21 protein-coding genes are annotated in these 20,218 nt (G+C 64.8%); 8 read left to right on the plus strand and 13 right to left on the minus strand.

Going from position 1 to position 20,218, the window contains the following annotated elements:
- Positions 1-307: 307 nt before the first annotated feature.
- From B0G74_RS18400 to B0G74_RS18430, 7 genes are all read right to left on the minus strand, one after another.
- Positions 308-952 (minus strand): alpha/beta hydrolase, encoded by a 645-nt coding sequence (locus tag B0G74_RS18400; protein ID WP_132376233.1) that lies wholly within the window; start codon positions 950-952, stop codon positions 308-310.
- A 9-nt stretch (positions 953-961) separates the two neighbouring features.
- Positions 962-1,285, minus strand: a complete 324-nt coding sequence (locus B0G74_RS18405; protein WP_132376234.1) for a ferredoxin — start codon at positions 1,283-1,285, stop codon at positions 962-964.
- Between the two features lie 137 nt (positions 1,286-1,422).
- Entirely contained in the window at positions 1,423-2,580 is a 1,158-nt protein-coding gene (locus B0G74_RS18410; RefSeq protein WP_132376235.1) for a VanZ family protein, read from the minus strand.
- Between the two features lie 31 nt (positions 2,581-2,611).
- A complete protein-coding gene (locus B0G74_RS18415) occupies positions 2,612-3,238 on the minus strand; it encodes an ABC-type transport auxiliary lipoprotein family protein (protein WP_132376236.1) in 627 nt (208 codons plus the stop codon).
- Positions 3,239-3,268: 30 nt separating this feature from the next.
- On the minus strand, positions 3,269-4,231 hold the full coding sequence (locus B0G74_RS18420) for an MlaD family protein (RefSeq protein WP_132376237.1): 963 nt from the start codon (positions 4,229-4,231) through the stop codon (positions 3,269-3,271).
- Positions 4,232-4,247: 16 nt separating this feature from the next.
- Positions 4,248-5,126 (minus strand): ATP-binding cassette domain-containing protein, encoded by an 879-nt coding sequence (locus B0G74_RS18425; RefSeq protein ID WP_132376238.1) that lies wholly within the window; start codon positions 5,124-5,126, stop codon positions 4,248-4,250.
- Positions 5,123-6,256: an ABC transporter permease gene (locus B0G74_RS18430; protein WP_132376239.1), complete on the minus strand. Its 1,134-nt coding sequence runs from the start codon at positions 6,254-6,256 to the stop codon at positions 5,123-5,125. Before B0G74_RS18430 ends, B0G74_RS18425 begins: the two co-directional genes overlap by 4 nt.
- A 105-nt stretch (positions 6,257-6,361) precedes the next feature.
- On the opposite strand from B0G74_RS18430, the gene B0G74_RS18435 reads away from it, so the two are divergent.
- Genes B0G74_RS18435 through B0G74_RS18445 form a run of 3 tightly spaced genes read left to right on the plus strand, consistent with a single transcriptional unit; the run spans position 6,362 to position 8,357 of the window.
- Complete coding sequence (locus tag B0G74_RS18435) at positions 6,362-7,255, plus strand: biotin--[acetyl-CoA-carboxylase] ligase (protein ID WP_132376240.1); 894 nt, start codon at positions 6,362-6,364, stop codon at positions 7,253-7,255.
- Positions 7,252-8,064 (plus strand): type III pantothenate kinase, encoded by an 813-nt coding sequence (locus tag B0G74_RS18440; RefSeq protein ID WP_132376241.1) that lies wholly within the window; start codon positions 7,252-7,254, stop codon positions 8,062-8,064. The genes B0G74_RS18435 and B0G74_RS18440 overlap by 4 nt, the downstream gene beginning before the upstream one ends.
- A gap of 53 nt (positions 8,065-8,117) precedes the next feature.
- Positions 8,118-8,357, plus strand: coding sequence for a hypothetical protein (locus B0G74_RS18445; protein WP_132376242.1), 240 nt, complete (start codon positions 8,118-8,120; stop codon positions 8,355-8,357).
- An 88-nt stretch (positions 8,358-8,445) separates the two neighbouring features.
- On the opposite strand, the gene rfaE2 is transcribed toward B0G74_RS18445, so the two are convergent.
- From rfaE2 to B0G74_RS18475, 6 genes are all read right to left on the minus strand, one after another.
- Complete coding sequence (gene rfaE2, locus B0G74_RS18450) at positions 8,446-8,928, minus strand: D-glycero-beta-D-manno-heptose 1-phosphate adenylyltransferase (RefSeq protein ID WP_012431554.1); 483 nt, start codon at positions 8,926-8,928, stop codon at positions 8,446-8,448.
- A 156-nt stretch (positions 8,929-9,084) separates the two neighbouring features.
- Positions 9,085-9,957 (minus strand): ferritin-like domain-containing protein, encoded by an 873-nt coding sequence (locus B0G74_RS18455; protein WP_132376243.1) that lies wholly within the window; start codon positions 9,955-9,957, stop codon positions 9,085-9,087.
- A gap of 557 nt (positions 9,958-10,514) precedes the next feature.
- Positions 10,515-11,321 (minus strand): PhaM family polyhydroxyalkanoate granule multifunctional regulatory protein, encoded by an 807-nt coding sequence (locus tag B0G74_RS18460; protein ID WP_132376244.1) that lies wholly within the window; start codon positions 11,319-11,321, stop codon positions 10,515-10,517.
- A gap of 82 nt (positions 11,322-11,403) precedes the next feature.
- Positions 11,404-12,291 carry an enoyl-CoA hydratase/isomerase family protein gene (locus B0G74_RS18465; RefSeq protein ID WP_132376245.1) on the minus strand — a complete coding sequence of 296 codons (888 nt, stop codon included), beginning with the start codon at positions 12,289-12,291 and terminating at the stop codon, positions 11,404-11,406.
- 48 nt (positions 12,292-12,339) lie between these two features.
- Positions 12,340-13,575, minus strand: coding sequence for an ABC transporter substrate-binding protein (locus tag B0G74_RS18470; RefSeq protein WP_132376246.1), 1,236 nt, complete (start codon positions 13,573-13,575; stop codon positions 12,340-12,342).
- Positions 13,576-13,829: 254 nt separating this feature from the next.
- Complete coding sequence (locus B0G74_RS18475) at positions 13,830-14,813, minus strand: fumarylacetoacetate hydrolase family protein (RefSeq protein WP_132376247.1); 984 nt, start codon at positions 14,811-14,813, stop codon at positions 13,830-13,832.
- Positions 14,814-14,941: 128 nt separating this feature from the next.
- On the opposite strand from B0G74_RS18475, the gene B0G74_RS18480 reads away from it, so the two are divergent.
- The 5 genes from B0G74_RS18480 to B0G74_RS18500 all read left to right on the plus strand — a co-directional run bounded on the left by B0G74_RS18480 (position 14,942) and on the right by B0G74_RS18500 (position 20,136).
- Positions 14,942-15,835: an IclR family transcriptional regulator gene (locus tag B0G74_RS18480; RefSeq protein WP_132376248.1), complete on the plus strand. Its 894-nt coding sequence runs from the start codon at positions 14,942-14,944 to the stop codon at positions 15,833-15,835.
- 277 nt (positions 15,836-16,112) lie between these two features.
- Positions 16,113-17,402, plus strand: coding sequence for a DUF3108 domain-containing protein (locus B0G74_RS18485; RefSeq protein ID WP_132376249.1), 1,290 nt, complete (start codon positions 16,113-16,115; stop codon positions 17,400-17,402).
- A 187-nt stretch (positions 17,403-17,589) separates the two neighbouring features.
- On the plus strand, positions 17,590-18,378 hold the full coding sequence (locus B0G74_RS18490) for an alpha/beta fold hydrolase (RefSeq protein WP_132376250.1): 789 nt from the start codon (positions 17,590-17,592) through the stop codon (positions 18,376-18,378).
- A 117-nt stretch (positions 18,379-18,495) separates the two neighbouring features.
- The gene (locus tag B0G74_RS18495; protein WP_007179533.1) at positions 18,496-18,753 is read left to right on the plus strand and encodes a DUF3567 domain-containing protein; all 258 of its coding nucleotides are present in this window, start codon (positions 18,496-18,498) and stop codon (positions 18,751-18,753) included.
- Positions 18,754-19,065: 312 nt separating this feature from the next.
- Positions 19,066-20,136, plus strand: coding sequence for a homocysteine S-methyltransferase family protein (locus B0G74_RS18500; RefSeq protein ID WP_132376251.1), 1,071 nt, complete (start codon positions 19,066-19,068; stop codon positions 20,134-20,136).
- The last annotated feature ends 82 nt before the right edge of the window (positions 20,137-20,218 follow it).

A 20,218-nucleotide genomic window follows, 5' to 3' on the forward strand; every position in this document is an offset into this window, starting at 1 on the left:
GCAGAAAAATACATCGCGCGCAGGGCGCAAAGTTTGGAAGAGCCGGTCGGCGAGCGTCTGGCCGTAAAAACGGCGCGGCGCCCATTGGACTTCCGGCCACGCGATCGGTTCGCGCAGCACGCCTTGCATCCGGCACCGCTGCGCGCGAAAAGACGCTACGCGTCGCGCGAACTGCCGGATGGGCGGCGCTGCGCCCAAAAAAGAGTCGCCATTATACGCGCGCTATCCCGGTTACTTTGCTCCAAGGTCGGCGATTAATTTGCGTTTGTGCGTACCTGTACCCCGGAAAACACACATCGCCTGCCGATTACCGCCACGCGTCGACGATGATCCGCTTCAGCACGTGCAGCTTGCGATGCAGAAAATGCTCCGCCCCCGGAATCACGACGACCGGCAATTCCTGCGGCCGCGCCCAGTCGTAAACGGATTGAATGGGAACCGTCTCGTCGGTTTCACCGTGAATCACGAGCGTGTTTTCCGGCACGGGCGCGACGTCCCAGCGGCTCGCCGCGGTGCCGACCAGCACCATTCGCTCGATCTCCTGACCTTCTTCGCGCAACTGCGCGGCCACGTGCGACAACACGAAGGTGCCGAACGAAAAACCCGCCAGCACGAGGGGCAGATCGCCTTGGCCCGGTTCGGCGCGCATGTGATCGAGCACGGCGCGCAGGTCGTCGCGCTCGCCGATGCCCGCGTCATGCTCACCTTGCGTTTCGCCGACACCGCGAAAATTCGAGCGATACGTCACGTAGTTCAACTGCACGAGCGTGCGCGCGAGCGTCTGCGCGACCTTGTTGTCCATGGTGCCGCCGAACAGCGGATGCGGATGCGCGACCAGCGCGATGCCGCGCGGCGCGGCGCCGTTCTCGCGCGTCTCGTCGGGCAGATCCAGCGCGACCTCGATCTTGCCGACCGGGCCGTCGATCAGATACTTCCTGGTATGTACGTTCATGGCGACGCTTTATTGATCGATTTTCAGACGCTCGACAATCTTGCCGTTCGCGAGGTGGGAGTCGACGATTTCGTCGATGTCGCTCTCGTCGACGTACGTGTACCAGATGCCTTCCGGATACACGACGACCGTCGGACCGAGTTCACAGCGGTCCAGGCAACCGGCCTTGTTGATGCGCACCTGGCCCGGACCTGCGAGACCGAGTTTCTTCACGCGTTTTTTTGCGTACTCCTGCATCTCCTGCGCGTTGCAGTTCGCGCAGCTTGGGCGCTCGGCGCCGGGCTCGCGCTGATTGAGACAGAAGAAGACGTGGTACTTGTAGAAGGAGTCCATGATGTCCGGGGGCGAGGCTGTCAATGTGAGGAACGGCGCTGGATGCACGGCGGCGCGCCTGTTGTGCGAACGATTATAACGAGCGGGGCTGGCGGTCGCTGATGCTGTCCACGCTTGCCCCACGCTCCGAGCGCGCTTCACGTGTGCTTCATGCGCCGTTTGAGCCATGCCTGCTCGACGATATAGGCGAGCCACACGAGTGCGGCATATGGCCAGATCCACGCGAGCCAGTGCGCCAGACCGTTGAAGTGCAGATAACGCCCTTGCCGCCAGTCGGCCAGCACGGCATCGAAATACGGATTCACCGGCAGCAGATTGACGAACACCAGTGCGACGGTCAGCGCGGCGCCCGCCAGCGCCGCGCGCGATCTGCGCCGCAGACGCAACGTGAAGAGTGCCGCGCCGGTACCGCACACAAGGCCCGCCAACGCGCCGGGCGTCGCCCAGTCGAACGCGAGACCGGACTGCGACTGTAGAAAGGTCGCGCCCACCTTTACGCACAAGGTCATCACGATAAACAGCAGCAACAGGCGCACGCGCGGCGCATGGCGGCGCACCGGCAACGACGCCAGCGCGAGCGCGGCGAACAGGTTGAGCGTGGTGATCACGGCTTCCCACACGTCGTCAGGCATCCAGGCGGCGGCGAGCGCCGGCCATGTACCGACGTGCCAGCCCGGTGGCGTCCACGCGAGCAAGGCATCTTGCGTCGTCGAATCGAAACGCAGCCAGAGCGCGCGCGGCCAGTTGCCGAGACCGAACAGGCGCGGCGCCGGATACATCGTCGCGAACGGCCAGGCCAGCACCAGGCACGCGAGCGCCGCTCGGTCGCGCTCGAACCACAGAAGCCGCACGCGCCGCAGCAAGCCGCGATCGAGCAGCGCGCCCGTCGCCGGCGACATGATCGCCGCGCCGAGCAACGCGCCGAGCGCATTGGCGGCGAGATCGAGATTGGAGGCGACACGCGTGGGCAGATAGGTTTGCACGGCTTCCATCACGCCGGACAGCAGCCCGCCGAGCACGAAGGCAAACGCGACCGCCAGCGTGCCGCGCCAGCGCGGATAGACCGCGAGCACCACTAACGCGCCGAACGGCATATAGCCGAGCACGTTGGTGACGACGTCGAACGCCGTCAGGTACTGCGGCATGGGATCGGACAGGTAGGCAAACGGGCCGAGGCCGAGCGAACGCCAGCCCGTAAACGGATACCACGAACCGTAGACGATCAACGCGGTATACAGCACCAGCGCCTGCCGGGCGAGCACCGACGGACGGCGCGCCCAGGGTTTTACGCTCATGCAGCGCTCCTCTGTGTGCGCTGCAAGCCGGTCATTGCGCGGCGACCAGCGCCTGCACGCCGAGCCATGCGCCGATTTGCGCGACCAGATCGTCGCTGGCGGTGGCGAGCGCTTGCGCGCCGCCGGCGGCGTCCGCCGAACTGGACGGCGCGCGCGCGATGAACGTGCGCTGGCTGAGCACCTTGCCGTTCTGCGTCAGGGTGGCGCGCGCGGTGACCGCGGCGTGACTTTGGGACTGGCTGTCGAAGACCTGTTCGAACTCGCTCAGATCGACCTTCAGCACCGGCGCGGCGACGCCGTCGGCGCCCGTCAGCACGGTGCCGCGCGAACTGAGCGCGCCACGCAGACGCTGGGTCAGCAACTGCGAAGGCGTCATGGTCCAATGGCTGTTCGCGTACGCGGCCGTCTGCTGTGCGTCGGCGTAGCTCAGGCGGTAAATCAGCTTGTCCGACTCGAGCACGTCGGGCGCGCTCACATCGAGCACCTTCACAGCCGGCGACGTGCCCGCTGACGCTGCCGGACTCGGCGGCCCGAAGTCGTAGCGGATGTCCGAGAGCGCTGCGGGCGTACCGGCGCAGCCCGCGGCGAGCACGCCGAATGCGAGCAGCACCGCGAACGCGGCGCGCGAGGACAAGAATCGGTGAATCGAACGTGACATGACAATCTTCCTTTCTTCAAACCTTCAAAATCATTGAGCAGCGCGGGCAGCGGGCCACTTGAAGCCTGCTTCACCGGGGCCGGGCGCCGCACCCGGCGCGCCGAACAGGACGCTGCGCGGGCTGGTGCTGAACGTATCGGCGGCGCGGTCCACCGAGCGGGCCGCGGAGCGCACGTCTTCCGCGAGCGAGTTGACGCGCGGCAAGGTGTCGTAGCCAACTCGCGCCGACAGTTCCTGCACGACGCCATTGATCGACACCAGCGCGTCGCCGGCCTGCTGCGCGGCCGTGCCGACCTTGTTCAGGTTGGTCTCGAACGGGCCGTTCGGCTGGTTCAGGCCGGTGATCAGCTGATTGGTCGACACCAGCGTGCGATCCAACTGTTTGATCGTGTCGGGCAGCATGCCGGCGGCCGGCGTCATTTTCTGGCTCAGCGTGGCCACGCCGTCGGCGGCTTTCTGCAGGCTTGCGGCCGTGCCTTGCAACTGGTCGGCCATTTCCGGCGACAGCAAATTGTCGACGTCGTCCGCGACTTTTTCGAGTTTGCGCAGCAACACGTCGCCGCGTTGCTGCAGTTGATCGAGCAAGCCAGGGCGCATCGGCAACTGCGCCACCTGTTTGGCCGACGACGGCAACGGCGACGGGTCGCGCCCATTGTCATCCAGCTGGATGAAGGCAATACCCGTCACGCCCTGGAAACCCAGGCTGCCGAACGTCGAATGGGTAATCGGCGCGTGCGTATCGACAAGGATGCGGATCAGAATCTGCCCCGGATGAGCCGGGTCGAATTTGATCGACTGCACCTTGCCGACGTCGAGCCCGCGATAACGCACCGCCGCGTCGGTAAACAGGCCCGTCACGTTGGTGCGCGCAATCAGATCGTACGGCACCCGCACGGCACGGTCGACGTTGAACAAAAATGCCGCCAGCGCAATGGCCACCAGCAGAACGATCGTGAAGAGCCCGGCCCAGAAGGCATGTGATTTGTTTTCCATTGTCAGGTTCCCTGGTTCACAGCGGCAATTCGGACGATGCCGGCTCGAGCGCCGCCCGCGGCAGCCTCGCGCGGCGCTCCGGCGGCAGCGCCTGCAACGCGCGGCGTCCGCGCAGGCCGAGGAAATATTCGCGGATGAAAGGATGATCGACCCCCGCGGCCTCCTCCACCGGCGCGGCGACCAGCACCTTGCGATCGGCCAGCACGGCGACGCGTGTGGACAGCGCGATCATCGTGTCGAGATCGTGCGTGACCATCACCACCGTCAGGCCGAGCGCGCGATGCAGCGCGGAGATCAGCTCGACGAATTCATCCGACGCCTGCGGATCGAGCCCGGCGGTCGGTTCGTCGAGAAACAGCAACTCGGGTTCGAGCGCGATCGCCCGCGCAATGCCCACGCGTTTGATCATGCCGCCCGACAGCGCCGACGGCATTTTCGACGCGTGCTTGCACGGCAGACCGACCATCTCGAGCTTGAGCATCACAATGTCGCGCAACAGATCTTCGGGCACCTTGCCGAGTTCGCGCACCGGCTGCGCGATGTTGTCGAACACCGACAGCGACGAGAACAGCGCGCCGCGCTGAAACAGCATGCCGGAGCGGCTGCGCATCAGCAGTGCGGTTTCCGGCGAAATGGTCGCGAGATTCTCGCCGAACAGCTTGATGGTGCCCGACGAAGGACGCTCGAGACCGAGAATCTGCCGCACCAGCGTGGTCTTGCCGGAACCCGAGCCGCCGACGATCGACACGATCTCGCCGCGCCGCACGTCCAGGTTCAGATGCTGGTGCACGATGTTGCGGCCGTAGCGCTTGGTCACGTCGATCACTTCGATCACCGGCTCGGCGATCGAGGGCATCGGCTGGCCGCGCACGGCCTGAGTGAGTGGCGCGATCATCCGAGCCCCACGTTCTGGAAGAGAATCGCGAACACGGCGTCCGCGAGAATCACGATGGTAATCGAGGTCACCACCGAGGTCGTCGTGCCTTCGCCAAGACTCTGCGAATTGGCCTTGATACGGAAACCGAAATGACAGCCGACGATCGCGATCAGCATACCGAACGCGACGCCCTTACCCAAGCCGATCCACAGATTCGCGACCGGCACCACGCTCGGCAAGGCCCGCGCGAAGTAGTTCATGTCGATGCCGAGCGCGATCTTGGCGGCGAGCGCGCCGCCCGCCAGCGCAATGATGTTAGTCCACATCACGAGCAGCGGCATGGCCACGCCGAGCGCGACCACGCGCGGGAGGATCAGCCGCAGGCCGTGCGGGATGCCCATCACGCGCATCGCGTCGAGTTCCTCGGTCACGCGCATCACGCCGATCTGCGCGGTGATCGCCGAGCCCGAGCGGCCTGCCACCAGAATCGCCGCGAGCACGGGCCCGAGTTCGCGGATCACCGAAAGGCCAAGAATATTGACGATGTACTGGTTCGCGCCAAACAGCCGCAGTTGCTGCGCCGACAGATAGCTGAGCACGATGCCGATCAGAAACGCGACCAGCGCGGTGATCGGCATGGCTTTGGTGCCGGCGTTATAGATGTTCGCGGAGATCTCGGTCCACGGCGTGATTTTCGGTTTGCGCGCGATCGCCAACAGATCGAGCACGACGCGCCCGAGCATGGCCACGCCGCCATACAGATGCTCGAAGAACGAGAAGATCGCGAGTCCCAGCCGCGTGAACGGATCGAACTTGATCACCGGCTCGGCGGTTTCGCGCACGGTGTCCAGCAGGGCGATGCGCTCGAAAATGTCGCGTTGCGTGTCGGTGAGCGTGGTGTCCGGCGGCATCTTGTGGCCCCACACGCGCCACAGCGCCTGGCCGCCGACGTGGTCCATCCGGTCGATACGCGACAGGTCCCATTGACCGATGCCTTCGGCGCCGACCAGCGACCGCAATAGAGGGATCACGTGCCCGGTGGCCTTGTCGCGCGCGAGCGCGAGCGCCGTCCACTGGCCCGAGAGCCGGACGATCTTGCCTTGGCTGCCTGCCGCGACTTCGAGGCCGGGCGGAGTGTCGTAGTTCAAGGATCGTTGAATCTGGTTATCGGATTAGCGGCCATTGTAACGAAGGCGCGGCGCAGGAACCGTGCGCGCGGGCTTACCGGGTTCGCTGTCGCTACAATATGAACCATGAACGCTTCCAAGACTCCCCCTCAAGCAGACTGGCGCATCGATCGCGAGCGCGCAGTCGCCCTGTTTGGCCCGCACGCGCATGACTGGCCGATCGAAATCGTCGAGGAAACCGGCTCGACCAACGCCGACCTGATGGCACGCGTCAAAGCGCTGCCGCGCAAGGCTGGCGCGCTGCCGCGGCCGATCGTGCGGGTCGCGTATCTGCAAACCGCCGGGCGTGGCCGCCGTGGCCGTCCGTGGTATGCGGAGCCGGGCAATGCGCTGCTGTTTTCGGTGGCGTGCGTGCTGCCGTGTCCACTCGAGGGGCTCGCGGGCCTGAGTCTCGCGGTGGGCGTCGCGCTGGTCGACGGGCTGCGCTCGCTGCCCGTCGCCGGCCCCGGCCAGATCGCGCTGAAGTGGCCGAACGACGTCCTGCTCGAAGGCGACAAGCTGGCAGGCATCCTGATCGAGACCGCGTGGAGCACCGACGACGCCAGCGCGGTGGTGATCGGCATCGGCACCAACGTCAAGGGCGCGGACGAACTCGCGGCCAAGGTCGGCGCGCTGAACGCCGGCGTGCCGCCGCAGGCGCGCGGCACCGCGCCGACCGCGCTGCAGCGCGCGCTGCCCAACGCCAACCTCACCGACACGCTCGCCGCCGAGCTGAACGCGCTCGAACCGGCCTTGCAGCGCTTCGGCGCTGAAGGCTTCGCGCCGTTCCAGGCGCGCTGGAACGCGGTGCACGCCTACGCGGGCCGCGAAGTGGTGTTGCTGGAACAGGGCGAAGAACAGATGCGCGGCGTGGCGGCGGGCGTCGACGAGCGCGGCCAGTTGCTGCTCGACACGCCGACCGGCCGCGAGACCGTGGCGACCGGCGACGTCTCGCTGCGTCTGGCCGACGGTGCCGCATGACGAGCGGCGCGCCCTGGTTGTTGATCGACGCGGGCAATAGCCGCATCAAGTGGGCGCTGGTGCAGGCGGACGGCTCCCAGATCGCGGCCGGCGCGCTGACGCATGGCGGCGCGGATCAGCCGGACTGGTCGGATTTGCCGGCGCCCGGCGGCGCATGGATGTCGAATGTGGCGGGCGAAAACGTCGCCGCACGGATTGCCGCATTGCTCGACGCGCGCTGGCCGCAACTGCCGCTTACGACGATTCGCGCCTGCGCGCGGCAATGCGGCGTGACCAACAGCTACACCACGCCGGATGCACTCGGCAGCGACCGCTGGGCCGGCATGATCGGCGCGCACGCGGCGTTTCCCGGTGAACATCTGCTGATAGCGACTTTCGGCACGGCGACCACGCTCGAAGCATTGCGCGCGGACGGCTGCTTTGTCGGCGGCCTGATCGCGCCGGGGTGGAGCTTGATGATGCGCTCGCTCGGCGAGCACACGGCGCAACTGCCGACGCTCGACGCCCAAGCCGCGCGCGGCCTGCTCGACGGCAGCATGCCCGATACGACGCGCCGCGGCCCGTTCTTCGCGACGGACACGCCGCGCTCGCTATCCGCCGGTTGCACGTTGGCGCAAGCGGGCTTGATCGAGCGCATGTGGCGCGATCTGCAGGATGAATGGCAGGTTCCGGTGCGCCTCCTGGTCAGCGGCGGCGCCGTGGACGAAGTGGCGAGCGCGCTGAAAGTGCCGCATACTCGCCACGATTCGCTCGTGCTCTCCGGTCTTGCGCTGATTGCTGCCGAGCGCGTCATGGAACGCGGCAACTGAATCGCGGCCATAGGGATAACGGCGGCTCAACTTCTGGACGGGGAAAACCAACAATGCTGCGCTGGCTGATCGCCATATTGTTTCTTGCCAACATGCTGGCATTCGTCGCGGTGCGCGGCGTATTCGGCCCGACGCCTACAGCCGGCGGACGCGAGCCCAACCATCTGAATCGCCAGGTTCATCAGGAATGGTTGAAGGTGCAGCCGGTCACGGCGTCGGACGCTGCCGATCAGGCTGTTGTCGGCGGCCCAGCGCCGGTGGCGCCGATCGCGGCGTCCGCGCTGTCGCAGTAACGCAAGCAGTCACGCAACGAGCGGACAGACTTCGCGGCGGGCGACGCGAGACGCGAAGTCGGTGCGTTGTTCGCGCGGCAGTTGGCCTTTAGCCCTGCGTACGAACTTTTTTCAGCAGTGCGGTAGTCGAGCGGTCGTGTTCGAAGGGAATCGCTAGCGCCTTACCGCCCCAGCTTCGCACAATGGCCGACTCGGGCAGCACATCCATGTCGTAGTCGCCGCCCTTGACGAGCACGTCTGGCCGCACCGCCGAAATCAACTCGACGGGCGTCTTTTCGCCGAAGCACACCACGTAGTCGACACTCTCTAGCGCCGCCAGCAACGCCATCCGATCAGCCTCGTTATTGATAGGCCGATCGTCGCCTTTGCCGAGCATACGAACCGACGCATCGCTATTGACGCCGACGATCAGGCAAGCGCCCAAAGCCTTCGCATCCGCGAGGTAAGTCACATGCCCGCGATGCAGGATATCGAACACGCCGTTGGTAAACACCACCGGCGCGTTCAGCGAAGGACGCAGCGTCACCAGTGCGTCGCGCGTCAGAATCTTGCGTTCAAAAATGGCAGCCATGGAGGAATCGGAAAGGACAGGAAGGTGCCGTCACCATACACGATGGGCCGCATGAAACAAAACGGCCTGGCGCACATAAGTGCGCCAGGCCGTTCTTTTTTTCAAACCAGTTCGCAGCGCGTGGCGCCGCGAAGCCGAGTCACCTGCTCGCGACCATCAGGCCGGCTGTTCAGCCGACTTCTGATCCGCCTGCAGACGCGCGACGACTTCCTTGCGGTAGCGATTCAGTTCCTGCGCCGTGTTGAACGTGCGCTCGAACAGAATGGACAGGTTGTGCAGAATGCGCTCGACCACCTTCTTTTCCCAGCCGTCGTCGAAACGGATCTGTTCGTCGAGCCAGCGTTCGAGCCATTCCGGATCCGGCAAACGCGATTGAATCGTGTCGCGCGGGAACAGCGCCTGGTTCACGTGCAGGTTGGTGGGGTGCAGCGGTTTTTCCGTGCGCCGAGCCGATGCCATCAGGACACCGATCTTCGCAAACGCGGCACGCGCGATGTCGCCGGTTTGCGCCATCGCCTTCTTCATGTAGCGCAGGTACGCGCCGCCATGACGCGCTTCGTCGCGCGAAATGGTCTCGTAGATGTGCTTGATGACCGGCTCGGTGTGCCATTCGGCGGCACGGCGATACCAGTGATTCAGGCGGATTTCGCCGCAGAAGTGGAGCATCAGCGTTTCCAGCGGCGGCGCCGGATCGAATTCGAAGCGCACGGCGTGCAGCTCCTCTTCGGTCGGACACATTTCCGGCTTGAAGCGGCGCAGATATTCCATCAGCACCAGCGAATGCTTCTGTTCTTCGAAGAACCACACGCTCATGAACGCGGAGAAATCGCTGTCGTGATGGTTGTCACGCAGAAACATTTCCGTGGCGGGCAACGCCGACCATTCGGTGATCGCGTTCATCTTGATCGTCGCTGCCTGCTCGTCGGTCAATAGCGATGCATCGAATTTGTCCCAGGGAATGTCTTTCTCCATGTCCCATCGAACGGATTCGAGCGATTTATAAAGTTCCGGATAAAGCATGGTGTTCATAGTCCCACCCCTGTTCTGCGCATACTGTGTGTGTCTGTCACTACTACGTGTAGTACTTTTGCTCACGACGAACGGATGTGCACCGTTTGCCGGCCAAGCATTCAATTTTACGCGGTAATCGGCCGCCTAGATGCACCTGACGGCAAAGAAGTCCAGGCATTTGCGCCCGCGCGCCTACCCCTACGTTACGCGCTGCGCGGCCAACCGTGGGTGAGGGATACCCTGTGCCTGAGGTCGAGCCAGTTTGCGATGAAAACCGCACCGTCCAGCCCTGCGCCGGTGTTGCCGGCGGTGAATGGAGCAAGGGCGGCTGGATTGGTAGTTTTCAGCGCACGCCCAAAAGCCAAAAATAAAGCTTACACAATGATAGCACGCTGACCTGGCCGAACCCGCGCCGTAACAGCCGCAATTCCGGTGCCTGGCTGACCTTGCGCAAGAAAACGCGCGATTCGCGGAGTGTGGCGGACGATCGGGGTCAAAACCATGACAGACGGCGAACTCGCCTTTTCTGTGCTGCGTCGACACCCGCGTCACGCCACCGCGTTTCATTCCCGCCTTTAGACAGACTTTTTCGTGGCTTTCGGGCTGGCGCTCGCGCCGCTTGTGCGCTTCGCGGCCACCGGCGTCCGCTTCGCCGCCGGTCGCCTGCCCGCGGATTCCGCGTCCTGTGCCGGCGCCTGCGGCGCGTCGGCCGCTGGCCCGCCGCCGGCTGCCGAAGCCTCCGCATCGTCGGGCACAAAATCAGATGCCTCGGCACCCGCACCGGCGTTCGGCGGTTGCGTCATCGCGAACTGGGCGATCTGGTTGAATTGGGATTGCAGCAGATTCCACCACGCGGATGCGTCGAAGGGCGGCGTGCCGGGCGCCTCCTCTTCCCCGCCGGCCGGCTCCTCAGCCGACGAAGCGGCGCTCGCCGAAGCAGCCGGCGCTGGCGCCGGGGCAGGCGCCGCCGGATGCGGCCAGCCCGTCGCCGGTGCGGGACTCGGCGCGGCCGACTCTGCGGGTTGCGCCATCGACGACTGCGCGAAAGCGCCGAACGCGCGTAGTGTCGCGAGCGTCGCGCGCTGCACTTCGAGCGCCTGAATCGCGGATTGCAACATGCTCAGGTTCAGCTTGAGCCATTGCTCGACCGCGCGCATGTCGGTGATGCGCTTGTCGAGTTCCTCGACGTTGGTGAGCGGCGCCATCATGTCGGACATCATCGAGAGCGACGGTCCGAGGCCGCCGCCGGCCGGCTGCGCGCCGGAAAAAGCCGAGCCGAACGGCGACAGCCGCATCATGCCCCACATGCGTTCGAGCATTTCAGCGGGCGGGAAACCGGGAAAGCCGGGAAAGGGCGGCGTGGAGCCAGGAGTATCGGTCATGCTTGTCGCCTCGCTGCGTAAAGTAAAGAAGGGGCGCCGTCCCGCGCGCGTCTGTTTCGATCATACCGTGCGGCAGGCGGCCTCAGGAGCCCTCGCCGCCTGTTGCGCCGCCGTCCGACGGCGGTGCGCGCCACGGGTCGGCGCCGCCGAAATCCGGCGCGCGCCGCTCGCGCAGCGAGTTCACGCCTTCGCGCACGTCCGGCCCGGCAAAGCCCATGAATTCCAGCGCGAGCGACGTATCGAACGCCGGTCCCGCCGAGCGCAGCCAGTTGTTCAACGCGTACTTGGTCCAGCGAATCGCCGTTTGCGAGCCGTTGGCCAGCTTCTGCGCGACCTCGAATGCTTTGGGCAACAAATCGTTCTCGTCGACGGCGAGCGAGACGAGCCCAATGCGCTCCGCCTCCTCGCCGCTCACCGGCTCGCACAGCATCAGGTAGTACTTGGCTTTCGCCATGCCGCACAGGAGCGGCCAGACGATCGCCGCATGATCGCCCGCGGCCACGCCCAGACGCGTATGCCCGTCGATGATGCGCGCCGTCTTCGTCGCGATCGAGATGTCGGCGAGGAGGCCCGCGACAAGCCCGGCACCCACCGCCGGTCCGTGCATGGCCGACACAACCGGCTTGCTGCAATTGATCACGTTGTAGACGAGATCGCGTGCCTCGCGCCACACCCGCGCGCGCACGTCGAAATCGGTCGCCATGTCTTCGACGAGCTGCAGGTCGCCGCCCGCCGAAAAGCCCTTGCCTTCACCGCGAATGACTGCCACACGCGTATCGGGATCGCGGTCGATGTCGCGCCAGATCTCCGCGAGTTCGAAGTGCATGCGCGCGTTGGCGGTGGCGAGCGCGCTCTTGTTGGCGCCCTCGCCGCTCATCACGACTTCGAGCACGCCGTGCGGATGGCGATGCAACTGGAGCGACTGGTAGCGCGCGTAAAACGCGTCGTTACGGTGTGGTGCCTGAGACATGATGAGCAGTCCGTGTATCGTGTGTCGGTTGAACCGTGCCGCGTTCATTCAACGCGGCTGATAAACCCACTTTGCATTCTTGATTTCGACCATCACACGCGCCCGTTGATCGAGCCCGAGGTGATCCGTGGCGCTCATGTTGACGACGCCGTTGGTATCCGCGAGACCGCGCGTCGCCTCGAGCGCATCGCGCAGCGCGCGACGAAATTCCGGCGTGCCCGGCGCGCCGCTTTTCAGCGCGATCGGCACAGCGTTGCTGAGCAGCATGCCGGCGTCCCATGTGTACGAGCCGAACGCCGACACGCTGCCCGCGCCACGCACCGCTTCGAAGCGCGCGATGTAGTCGAGCGCGAGGCGCTTGGCCGGATGATCCGCCGGCAATTGCGCGGCGACCAGTACCGGACTCGCGGGCAGGAACGTGCCGTTGCAGTCGGCGCCGCACACGCGCAGGAAATCGTTATTTCCGACTCCGTGATTGTGATAGATCATCCCTTTGTAGCCGCGCTCCCTGAGCGTCTTCGGCGGCAACGCGGCGGGCGTGCCGGCCGCGCCGACCACTACCGCGTCGGGGTGCGTCGCGAGAATCTTGAGGACCTGGCCAGTCACGCTCGGATCAGTGCGATTGAAGCGCTCGCTCGCCACCATCTCGATGTGATGCAGTTGCGCGAACTTCGCGACCTCGGCGTAGAAGGTCTCGCCAAGCGCGTCGGCCTGGCCGATGAAGGCGATGGTTTTGACGCCGTGCAGGCTCGCATGTTCGGCAATCGCCGACGCCATCATTGCGTCGGTTTGCGGCGTCTTGAAGACCCAGTGGCGTTTTGCATCCACCGGCTCGATGATCTTCGCCGACGACGCCAGCGAGATCATCGGCGTTTGAGCTTCGGCGACCACGTCGATCATCGCCAGCGAATTCGGCGTGATCGACGAACCGATGATCGCGTCGACGTGATTTTCGGAGATCAGTTTCTTGGTGTCCTGTACGGCCTGGGTCGTGTCGGACGCGTCGTCGAGCACGATGTATTCGACGCTCTGACCGCCAATCTGTTTGGGCAGCAGCGCGACCGTATCGCGCGCGGGAATGCCGAGCGACGCGGCCGGCCCGGTGAGCGACAACACGAGGCCGATTTTCACTTGCGCCAGCGCGATGCCGGGCAACACGCCGGCAAGCGTCGCGCACAACGCAACGGCGCGGCGCGCGAGCCGATTGCGCGAGGGCGTCAAGCGCAAGTGGTTGGATGCGCGAGCGCGCCGGGTTCCAGGTTCAAGAGATTCGATTCGCGGCATGCTGTCTCCTCACGTTGGTTTTTCGTTTTTGATGTGCTGCCGATGTCCCGGCTCATGCCCTGCTCACGTGCCGTTCACACGCGGCTTCGCGACGGTCCTGCGATGAACTCGCAGTCGGCCACCCCGGCCACGCCGTCGCGCCAGTCAGTGTAGCCGCGCGCACTCGCCGCGGCATCGGGCGAAACCCTTTCGAATCGGGCGCGGCGCGCTGCGGAACGCGGCCCGGACGCCGCACTCCGCACAAAAGCAGCGCTTCAATCCAGCGGCGCGATGCCCTGGTCGATCGAACCGAAAATCGACTTGCCCGCTTCGTCGAACATTTCGATCTTCACCGTATCGCCGTACTTCATGAACTCGGTCTGCGGCGCGCCGTGCTCGATGGTTTCGAGGCAGCGCTTCTCGGCGATACAGCAGTAGCCGCGCTTGGCGTCCTTGTTCGACACCGTGCCCGAGCCGACGATCGCGCCCGCGCGCAGATTGCGCGTCTTCGCCGCGTGCGCGATCAACTGGCCGAAGTGAAACACCATGTCGGTGCCGGCGTCCGGCTGGCCGACCTTCCTGTTGTTCCAGTGGACGATCATCGGCCGATGCACGCGGCCTTCGCGCCAGTGTTCGCCGAGTTCGTCGGGCGTCACCGCGACCGGTGCGAACGAGGTGGCCGGCTTGCTCTGGAAAAAGCCGAAGCCCTTCGCGAGTTCGGCGGGAATCAGATTGCGCAGCGAGACGTCGTTGACGAGCGTGATCAGACGCACGCTTCTGAGCGCCTGGTCGGGCGTGGCGCCCATCGGCACGTCGGAGGTGATCACGGCGACTTCCGCCTCGAAGTCGATACCGAATGCTTCGGACGCGCACAGCACGTCGTCTTTCGGCCCGATGAAGTCGTCGCTGCCGCCTTGGTACATCAGCGGATCGGTCCAGAATTCCGGCGGCATTTCCGCGCCGCGCGCGCGCCGCACCAGTTCGACATGATTCACATACGACGAGCCGTCGGCCCATTGAAACGCGCGCGGCAGCGGCGCCATGCATTCCTTGGCGTCGAACGGGAACGTGTTGCGCGCGCGGCCCTGATTGAGCGCGTCGTACAGATCGTGCAATTGCGGCGCGTAGAAGGCCCAGTCGTCGAGCACGCGCTGCAACGTGGGCGCGATCGCGTCGGCGATAGCCGCGGTGTGCAGGTCGCGGGACACGACGATCAGCTGGCCGTCGCGCGTGCCGTCCTTCAGCGTGGCAAGTTTCATAGAGGAATGAACCGTGTTAGTGACGATAGAAGGAATCTATTCTACGATGGTGAATCGGCGCGGCCCAAGTGCCCGCAGTCTGCGTCGTCCGTGTGTCACTTTTTGAATGCGCTGCGTGCGCCTCGCTCATGCCTCCAAATGCCCGCTCCGGCGCGATCCGTACCGACGCCGACTCCGCTCCACCGCTCGACCCGACCGAACCCGACGACGACAGCGTCGAGAGCGGCGAGGAAAAGCTGCGCTCGGGCATCCAGTCGATCGAAGTCGGCTTCAAGTTGCTCGACGTGCTGACCCACGAGCCGCGCGCCATGATGCTGCGCGATCTCGCCCAGCGTGCGGGCATGAGCCCGGCGAAGGCGCATCGTTATCTCGTGAGTTTTCTGCGCCTCGGTGTGGTGTCGCAAGACCCGCTGTCGGGCCGCTATGAACTTGGCGGGTTCGCGCTGCAATTGGGACTCGCGCGGCTGGCTCGGGTCGACGGCGTCAAGCTCGCGCGCGTCGCGCTGTCGGAACTGCGCGACCGGCTCGATCTCACCGTGGGCATCGCGGTATGGGGCAATCAGGGGCCGACCATGGTGCACTGGATGGAGTCGAGCTATCCGGCCAAGGCGTCGCTGAAACTCGGCGATGTGATGCCGCTGCTCAGTTCCGCCACCGGGCTGCTGTTCGCCGCGTACCTGCCAGCGAGCAAGACCGCTGCGATGCTCGAACGCGAACTGGCCGACTCGCGCCGTTCGACGCATATGGGCGGCCCGCGCACGCGCGACGAAGTCGAGCAGATCCTCGCGCAAGTGCGGGAGCATCAGGCGGCGCGCGTGGAAGGCATGTTGCTGCCGACCATTCACGCGTTCTGCATGCCGGTGTTCGATTCGACCGGCGAACTCGCGCTCGGCCTCGTCGCGCTCGGTCATGAAGGCGCGTTCGATATTCGCTGGGGCGGCGAGATCGATATGGCGTTGCGCGAGTGCGCGCAAAAGCTCTCGTATGAGCTGGGGTATAGTGCGTCGCCACGCGACGAATAGGCGTGATGTTGCGCGTTGGACGCTTGTTGGTCGCAAGACTTGAAGCGAACTCAGTCGGCAACGCGGCAATACGGCGTTGCATGCGTGGTTCTGCGTACTGAACGTACGCGTGTTTTCATCGGCGCGGAACATCGCTCGCGGCTGTGCGGTCGAATCGGTTCGCTGCCTGCCTCGTACGCATCAGGCATCAGGCCTGGCGTCTTTTTCGAAATATTCGCCGCTCACACGCGCCGCTCGTCGATTCCGAAGTTTTCCGCCCGCACACATTCACTGACCGATGTCCTCCGCTCCCGTGACCCGCCGTTCCGATCACACGCCGCCCAGCGGGCCGCGCACCGGTTTGCGCGTGTGGCGCTGGATCGTGGTGCTGCTGGTCGTGGCCGTGTTGCACTGGATCGCCGCGCAATGGGTCGAGCGCAATCGCGCGACGCTCAACCCCTCGGACAATGAGCATGTTCCCGTGCAGGTCGCGTTGCTGACGCCCGAACGCATCGAACGCAAACCGGCCGCCGCGTCACCCGCGCCTGAACCGGCACCGGCGCGCCACGCCGCGGCGAGCAAGCCGCGCGAACATGTGCTCACCGCCTTGCAACCGGCAAAGCAGGCCGCGCCAGCAGCACCTGCCGCGGCATCTGACGTCATGGCAAGCGCCCCGGCCGCAGCAGGCCCCACCGCGGCACCCAATGCCACCGCCAGCGCCGCCGGCACAGCCAGCGCTCCCGCTGCCGCGAGCGCGCCGCAAGCGTCGCCCGGCGTGAAGTTCTCCGTCCCGCCGTCGGGCGAATTGCAATACGACACGTTCTACAACGGCGTGCGCAACCAGCCCGGCACGATCCACTGGACCAGCAACGCGCAAAGCTACGAAATGGTCGTCTCCGTGCCACTGCCTTTCGTCGGTACATTCGTGTATTCGAGCCACGGCCGCATCGACGCATTCGGCCTCGCGCCGGATCAGTACGTCGAAAAGCGCGGACGCCGGCCGGAAGACATCGCGATCTTCAACCGCACTGACAAGAAAATCGCCTTTACTCGCACCCCAACCACGCTGCCGTTACCCGACGGCGCGCAGGACCGTTTCAGCATGGTGATGCAACTCGCCAGCCTCGTGCGCGGCGACCCGGCCGCCTACAAGCCGGGCGTGACGCGGCAGTTCTTCGTGGTGGATAACGATAGCGGCGAAAACTGGCCGGTCGAGACGATCGGCGACGAAACCATCCGCACGGCCCAAGGTTTCCTCGACACGCGCCATTTCAAGCGCCTGCCCCGCCGCGATGGCGATTTGCGCCGCATCGACGTGTGGCTTGCGCCGTCGCTCGGCTGGCTGGCCGCGCGTATCGTTCAGACGGAACCTAACGGCACGCAATTCGAACTGGTATGGCGCGGCAAGCTCAATGCCGACACGGCCGGCAGCCCGCCCAACAGCAATGGCGACGCAAGCACGCCTTCCCCTGACATTTCGACCAGCCCGCCAGCGCCGGCCGCATCGGCAGTTACGCCCGAGGCCGTGCCCTCATCTCCGGTCGATCCGACCGATCCCGCCAATACACCCGGCATCATCAAACCCTAAGCGACGAATCCGAACTAGGTCTCCATCAGATCGGCGAAACTTCCGCATTAAGGTTGACTCGCACCAACTGCTGCAACTGTTCGCGCCTATGCTGCGTATATGGATCAGCGGTAATTAGCCCATCACAGATGGGACACAGCGCGCGCGAATGGACCCTTCCACTGCGTTCCCCTTCAAAGGAGCCCGCATGCAAGTGAACATCAACGGTATCGAGACGCGCTATGTGCTGAGCAACGAGGGCGGCGGCCCGTGGCTGACGTTCATCCATCAGCTCGGTGGTGATTTGTCCGTGTGGGACCAGCTCGCAGGCTATTTCCGCGACGACTACACCGTGCTGCGCTACGACGTGCGCGGCCACGGCAAGACCGCCGCATCCGGCGCGCCCTTCAGCATCGCCGATCTGTCGCACGATCTCGTCACGCTGCTCGATGCACTCGACGCACCCAGTACGCATCTGGTCGGCATGTCGATGGGCGGCATGATCGCCCAGCAATTCACACTCGATCATCCCGCGCGCGTCGACTCCTTGACGATCGCCGACAGCAGCGCCGGCATGCCGCCGGAAGCCCGCGCCACGTGGGATCAGCGCGCCGCGGCGGCCCGCCGCGACGGGATGGCGTCGCTCGTGCCCGCGACATTGAGCCGCTGGCTGACAGCCGATTTTCAGGCCGCGCATCCCGAAGCGGTCGAGCAGATCCGCGACGTGTTGACCCACACGTTGTCAGAAGGCTACGCCATGGCGTGCGAAGCCCTGCGCGATTTCGACGTACGCAGTAAGCTGGGAGCAATCCGATGCCCAACATTGACCGTGGCGGGCCGCCACGACACGGGCACGCCGCCTGCTTCTACACAGGCAATAGCAGAGGCCATCGAAGGCGCACGTTTCGAACTGCTGGATGCCGCTCATCTCGCGCCCATCGAGCAATCTCACCGTTTTGCTGCACTGCTTGAAACGTTTCTTGAAAGGCCGGTCTAACCGGTAGGTTCGGAACTTTACAAGCGTCAATCCGGACCCACCCCTTGAATTCCAAACCATACGCTCCACCTATGGCGCAGGAATGGCCAGGAGCCAACGGAAATAAGGAGTGTCGCCATGCAAATGATCTACAACAGCCCCAACTATTGTGTCGTCGAGTTTCCGCCGCAGGAAGGCCCGCTGGCCATGAAGTCGGGCGGCTACGAGATCGTCGACAAAAACATGCAGCGTGAGATCTATATCGACGGAGCAATGGCGGCGCGTTTTCGCGAGCACGTGCAGAAGCTGATCGAAGAGGAGCCGTCGCTGGATGAAGTAGACGAATTCCTCGGTCAGTTCGACAGCCTGATGCATCAACCGGTGATTCTTCACTAACGGCAGGGTTCGATTTAACGTTTTTGGCGACATACATCGACCGCGCCGTCCGGCCCCGTAACCGGGTAACCCGGCGGCTTTTACAAGTCGGTCGGCAAATATGAAGCGGCCCAGCAGGCTTTTGTCTCGCTGGGCCGTTTTCTTTGCCATGCCGGTTTAACGTTTGCTTTAACGTTCGCTTTTACGTTCTTTTCCATGCAGTGCACCCTCGACAGCCCGGGTGACTGCGCCTCGCCCGCGCCGGGCGGATCTGCCCGGCAGCGGCTACAATGACAGGTTTCCCGAAAAAGCCGGCGCAAGCCCTCGTCCGCCATGAACCAGCCCGCTCAAACCGCCACGCCAGTCCGTCCCGACGCCGCCTACACGCGCGGCACGGGGCTGCCCGCGCTGCTCAAGTCGCGCATCCTGATCCTGGACGGCGCAATGGGCACGATGATCCAGCGCTACAAGCTCGACGAAGCCCGCTATCGCGGCGAGCGCTTCAAGGACTACGGGCGCGACATCAAAGGCAACAACGAACTGCTGTCGATCACGCAGCCGCAAATCATCAGCGAGATCCACGAGCAGTATCTGGCGGCGGGCGCGGACATCATCGAAACCAACACGTTCGGTGCGACCACGGTTGCCCAGGCGGACTACGGCATGGAAGCGCTCGCCGTCGAGATGAATCTCGAATCGGCGAAACTGGCGCGTGCCGCCTGCGACAAATTTTCGACGCCCGACAAGCCGCGTTTCGTCGCCGGCGCGATCGGACCGACGCCGAAGACCGCGAGCATTTCCCCTGACGTGAACGATCCGGGCGCGCGCAATGTGACGTTCGACGAACTACGCGCAGCCTACTACGACCAGGCCAAGGCTTTGCTCGACGGCGGCGCGGATCTGTTCCTCGTCGAGACCATTTTCGACACGCTCAACGCGAAGGCTGCGCTGTTTGCTCTCGACGAACTGTTCGAAGACACTGGCGAGCGTTTGCCGATCATGATCTCCGGCACCGTCACCGATGCGTCGGGCCGCATTCTGTCGGGTCAAACGGTTGAAGCGTTCTGGAACTCGCTGCGTCATGCGAAGCCGCTCACGTTCGGTTTGAATTGCGCGTTGGGCGCGGCTTTGATGCGTCCGTATATCGCCGAATTGGCCAAGCTTTGCGACACGTACGTGTCGTGCTATCCGAACGCCGGCTTGCCGAATCCGATGAGCGATACGGGCTTCGACGAACTGCCCGCGGATACGTCGGGTCTACTGAAGGAATTCGCGCAGGCCGGGCTTGTGAATATCGCCGGCGGTTGCTGTGGCACGACGCCGGAGCATATCGCGGCGATTGCCCAGGCGCTGGCCGAAGTGAAGCCGCGCGCGTGGCCCACGCAATACCGCGACGCAGCCTGAGCCCAGCGGCGCCTCGCCGAGCTGGCGCCGCCGCACTTCCGCTATCGAACACGACGCACTTAATCGCAGCAATCGAGCACAT

The organism is Paraburkholderia sp. BL9I2N2, assembly GCF_004339745.1.
GTDB lineage: Bacteria > Pseudomonadota > Gammaproteobacteria > Burkholderiales > Burkholderiaceae > Paraburkholderia.

Excerpts from the sequence above, each read along its gene's own strand:
- B0G74_RS18405 (WP_132376234.1), bottom strand. The coding sequence starts at position 1,285 with ATGGACTCCTTCTACAAGTACCACGTCTTCTTCTGTCTCAATCAGCGC.
- B0G74_RS18455 (WP_132376243.1), bottom strand. The coding sequence starts at position 9,957 with ATGAACACCATGCTTTATCCGGAACTTTATAAATCGCTCGAATCCGTT.
- B0G74_RS18500 (WP_132376251.1), top strand. The coding sequence starts at position 19,066 with ATGAACCAGCCCGCTCAAACCGCCACGCCAGTCCGTCCCGACGCCGCC.
- rfaE2 (WP_012431554.1), bottom strand. The coding sequence starts at position 8,928 with ATGGCTGCCATTTTTGAACGCAAGATTCTGACGCGCGACGCACTGGTG.
- B0G74_RS18420 (WP_132376237.1), bottom strand. The coding sequence starts at position 4,231 with ATGGAAAACAAATCACATGCCTTCTGGGCCGGGCTCTTCACGATCGTT.
- B0G74_RS18400 (WP_132376233.1), bottom strand. The coding sequence starts at position 952 with ATGAACGTACATACCAGGAAGTATCTGATCGACGGCCCGGTCGGCAAG.
- B0G74_RS18415 (WP_132376236.1), bottom strand. The coding sequence starts at position 3,238 with ATGTCACGTTCGATTCACCGATTCTTGTCCTCGCGCGCCGCGTTCGCG.
- B0G74_RS18445 (WP_132376242.1), top strand. The coding sequence starts at position 8,118 with ATGCTGCGCTGGCTGATCGCCATATTGTTTCTTGCCAACATGCTGGCA.
- B0G74_RS18435 (WP_132376240.1), top strand. The coding sequence starts at position 6,362 with ATGAACGCTTCCAAGACTCCCCCTCAAGCAGACTGGCGCATCGATCGC.
- B0G74_RS18490 (WP_132376250.1), top strand. The coding sequence starts at position 17,590 with ATGCAAGTGAACATCAACGGTATCGAGACGCGCTATGTGCTGAGCAAC.
- B0G74_RS18440 (WP_132376241.1), top strand. The coding sequence starts at position 7,252 with ATGACGAGCGGCGCGCCCTGGTTGTTGATCGACGCGGGCAATAGCCGC.
- B0G74_RS18410 (WP_132376235.1), bottom strand. The coding sequence starts at position 2,580 with ATGAGCGTAAAACCCTGGGCGCGCCGTCCGTCGGTGCTCGCCCGGCAG.
- B0G74_RS18485 (WP_132376249.1), top strand. The coding sequence starts at position 16,113 with ATGTCCTCCGCTCCCGTGACCCGCCGTTCCGATCACACGCCGCCCAGC.
- B0G74_RS18425 (WP_132376238.1), bottom strand. The coding sequence starts at position 5,126 with ATGATCGCGCCACTCACTCAGGCCGTGCGCGGCCAGCCGATGCCCTCG.
- B0G74_RS18495 (WP_007179533.1), top strand. The coding sequence starts at position 18,496 with ATGCAAATGATCTACAACAGCCCCAACTATTGTGTCGTCGAGTTTCCG.
- B0G74_RS18465 (WP_132376245.1), bottom strand. The coding sequence starts at position 12,291 with ATGTCTCAGGCACCACACCGTAACGACGCGTTTTACGCGCGCTACCAG.
- B0G74_RS18470 (WP_132376246.1), bottom strand. The coding sequence starts at position 13,575 with ATGCCGCGAATCGAATCTCTTGAACCTGGAACCCGGCGCGCTCGCGCA.
- B0G74_RS18480 (WP_132376248.1), top strand. The coding sequence starts at position 14,942 with ATGCCTCCAAATGCCCGCTCCGGCGCGATCCGTACCGACGCCGACTCC.
- B0G74_RS18475 (WP_132376247.1), bottom strand. The coding sequence starts at position 14,813 with ATGAAACTTGCCACGCTGAAGGACGGCACGCGCGACGGCCAGCTGATC.
- B0G74_RS18460 (WP_132376244.1), bottom strand. The coding sequence starts at position 11,321 with ATGACCGATACTCCTGGCTCCACGCCGCCCTTTCCCGGCTTTCCCGGT.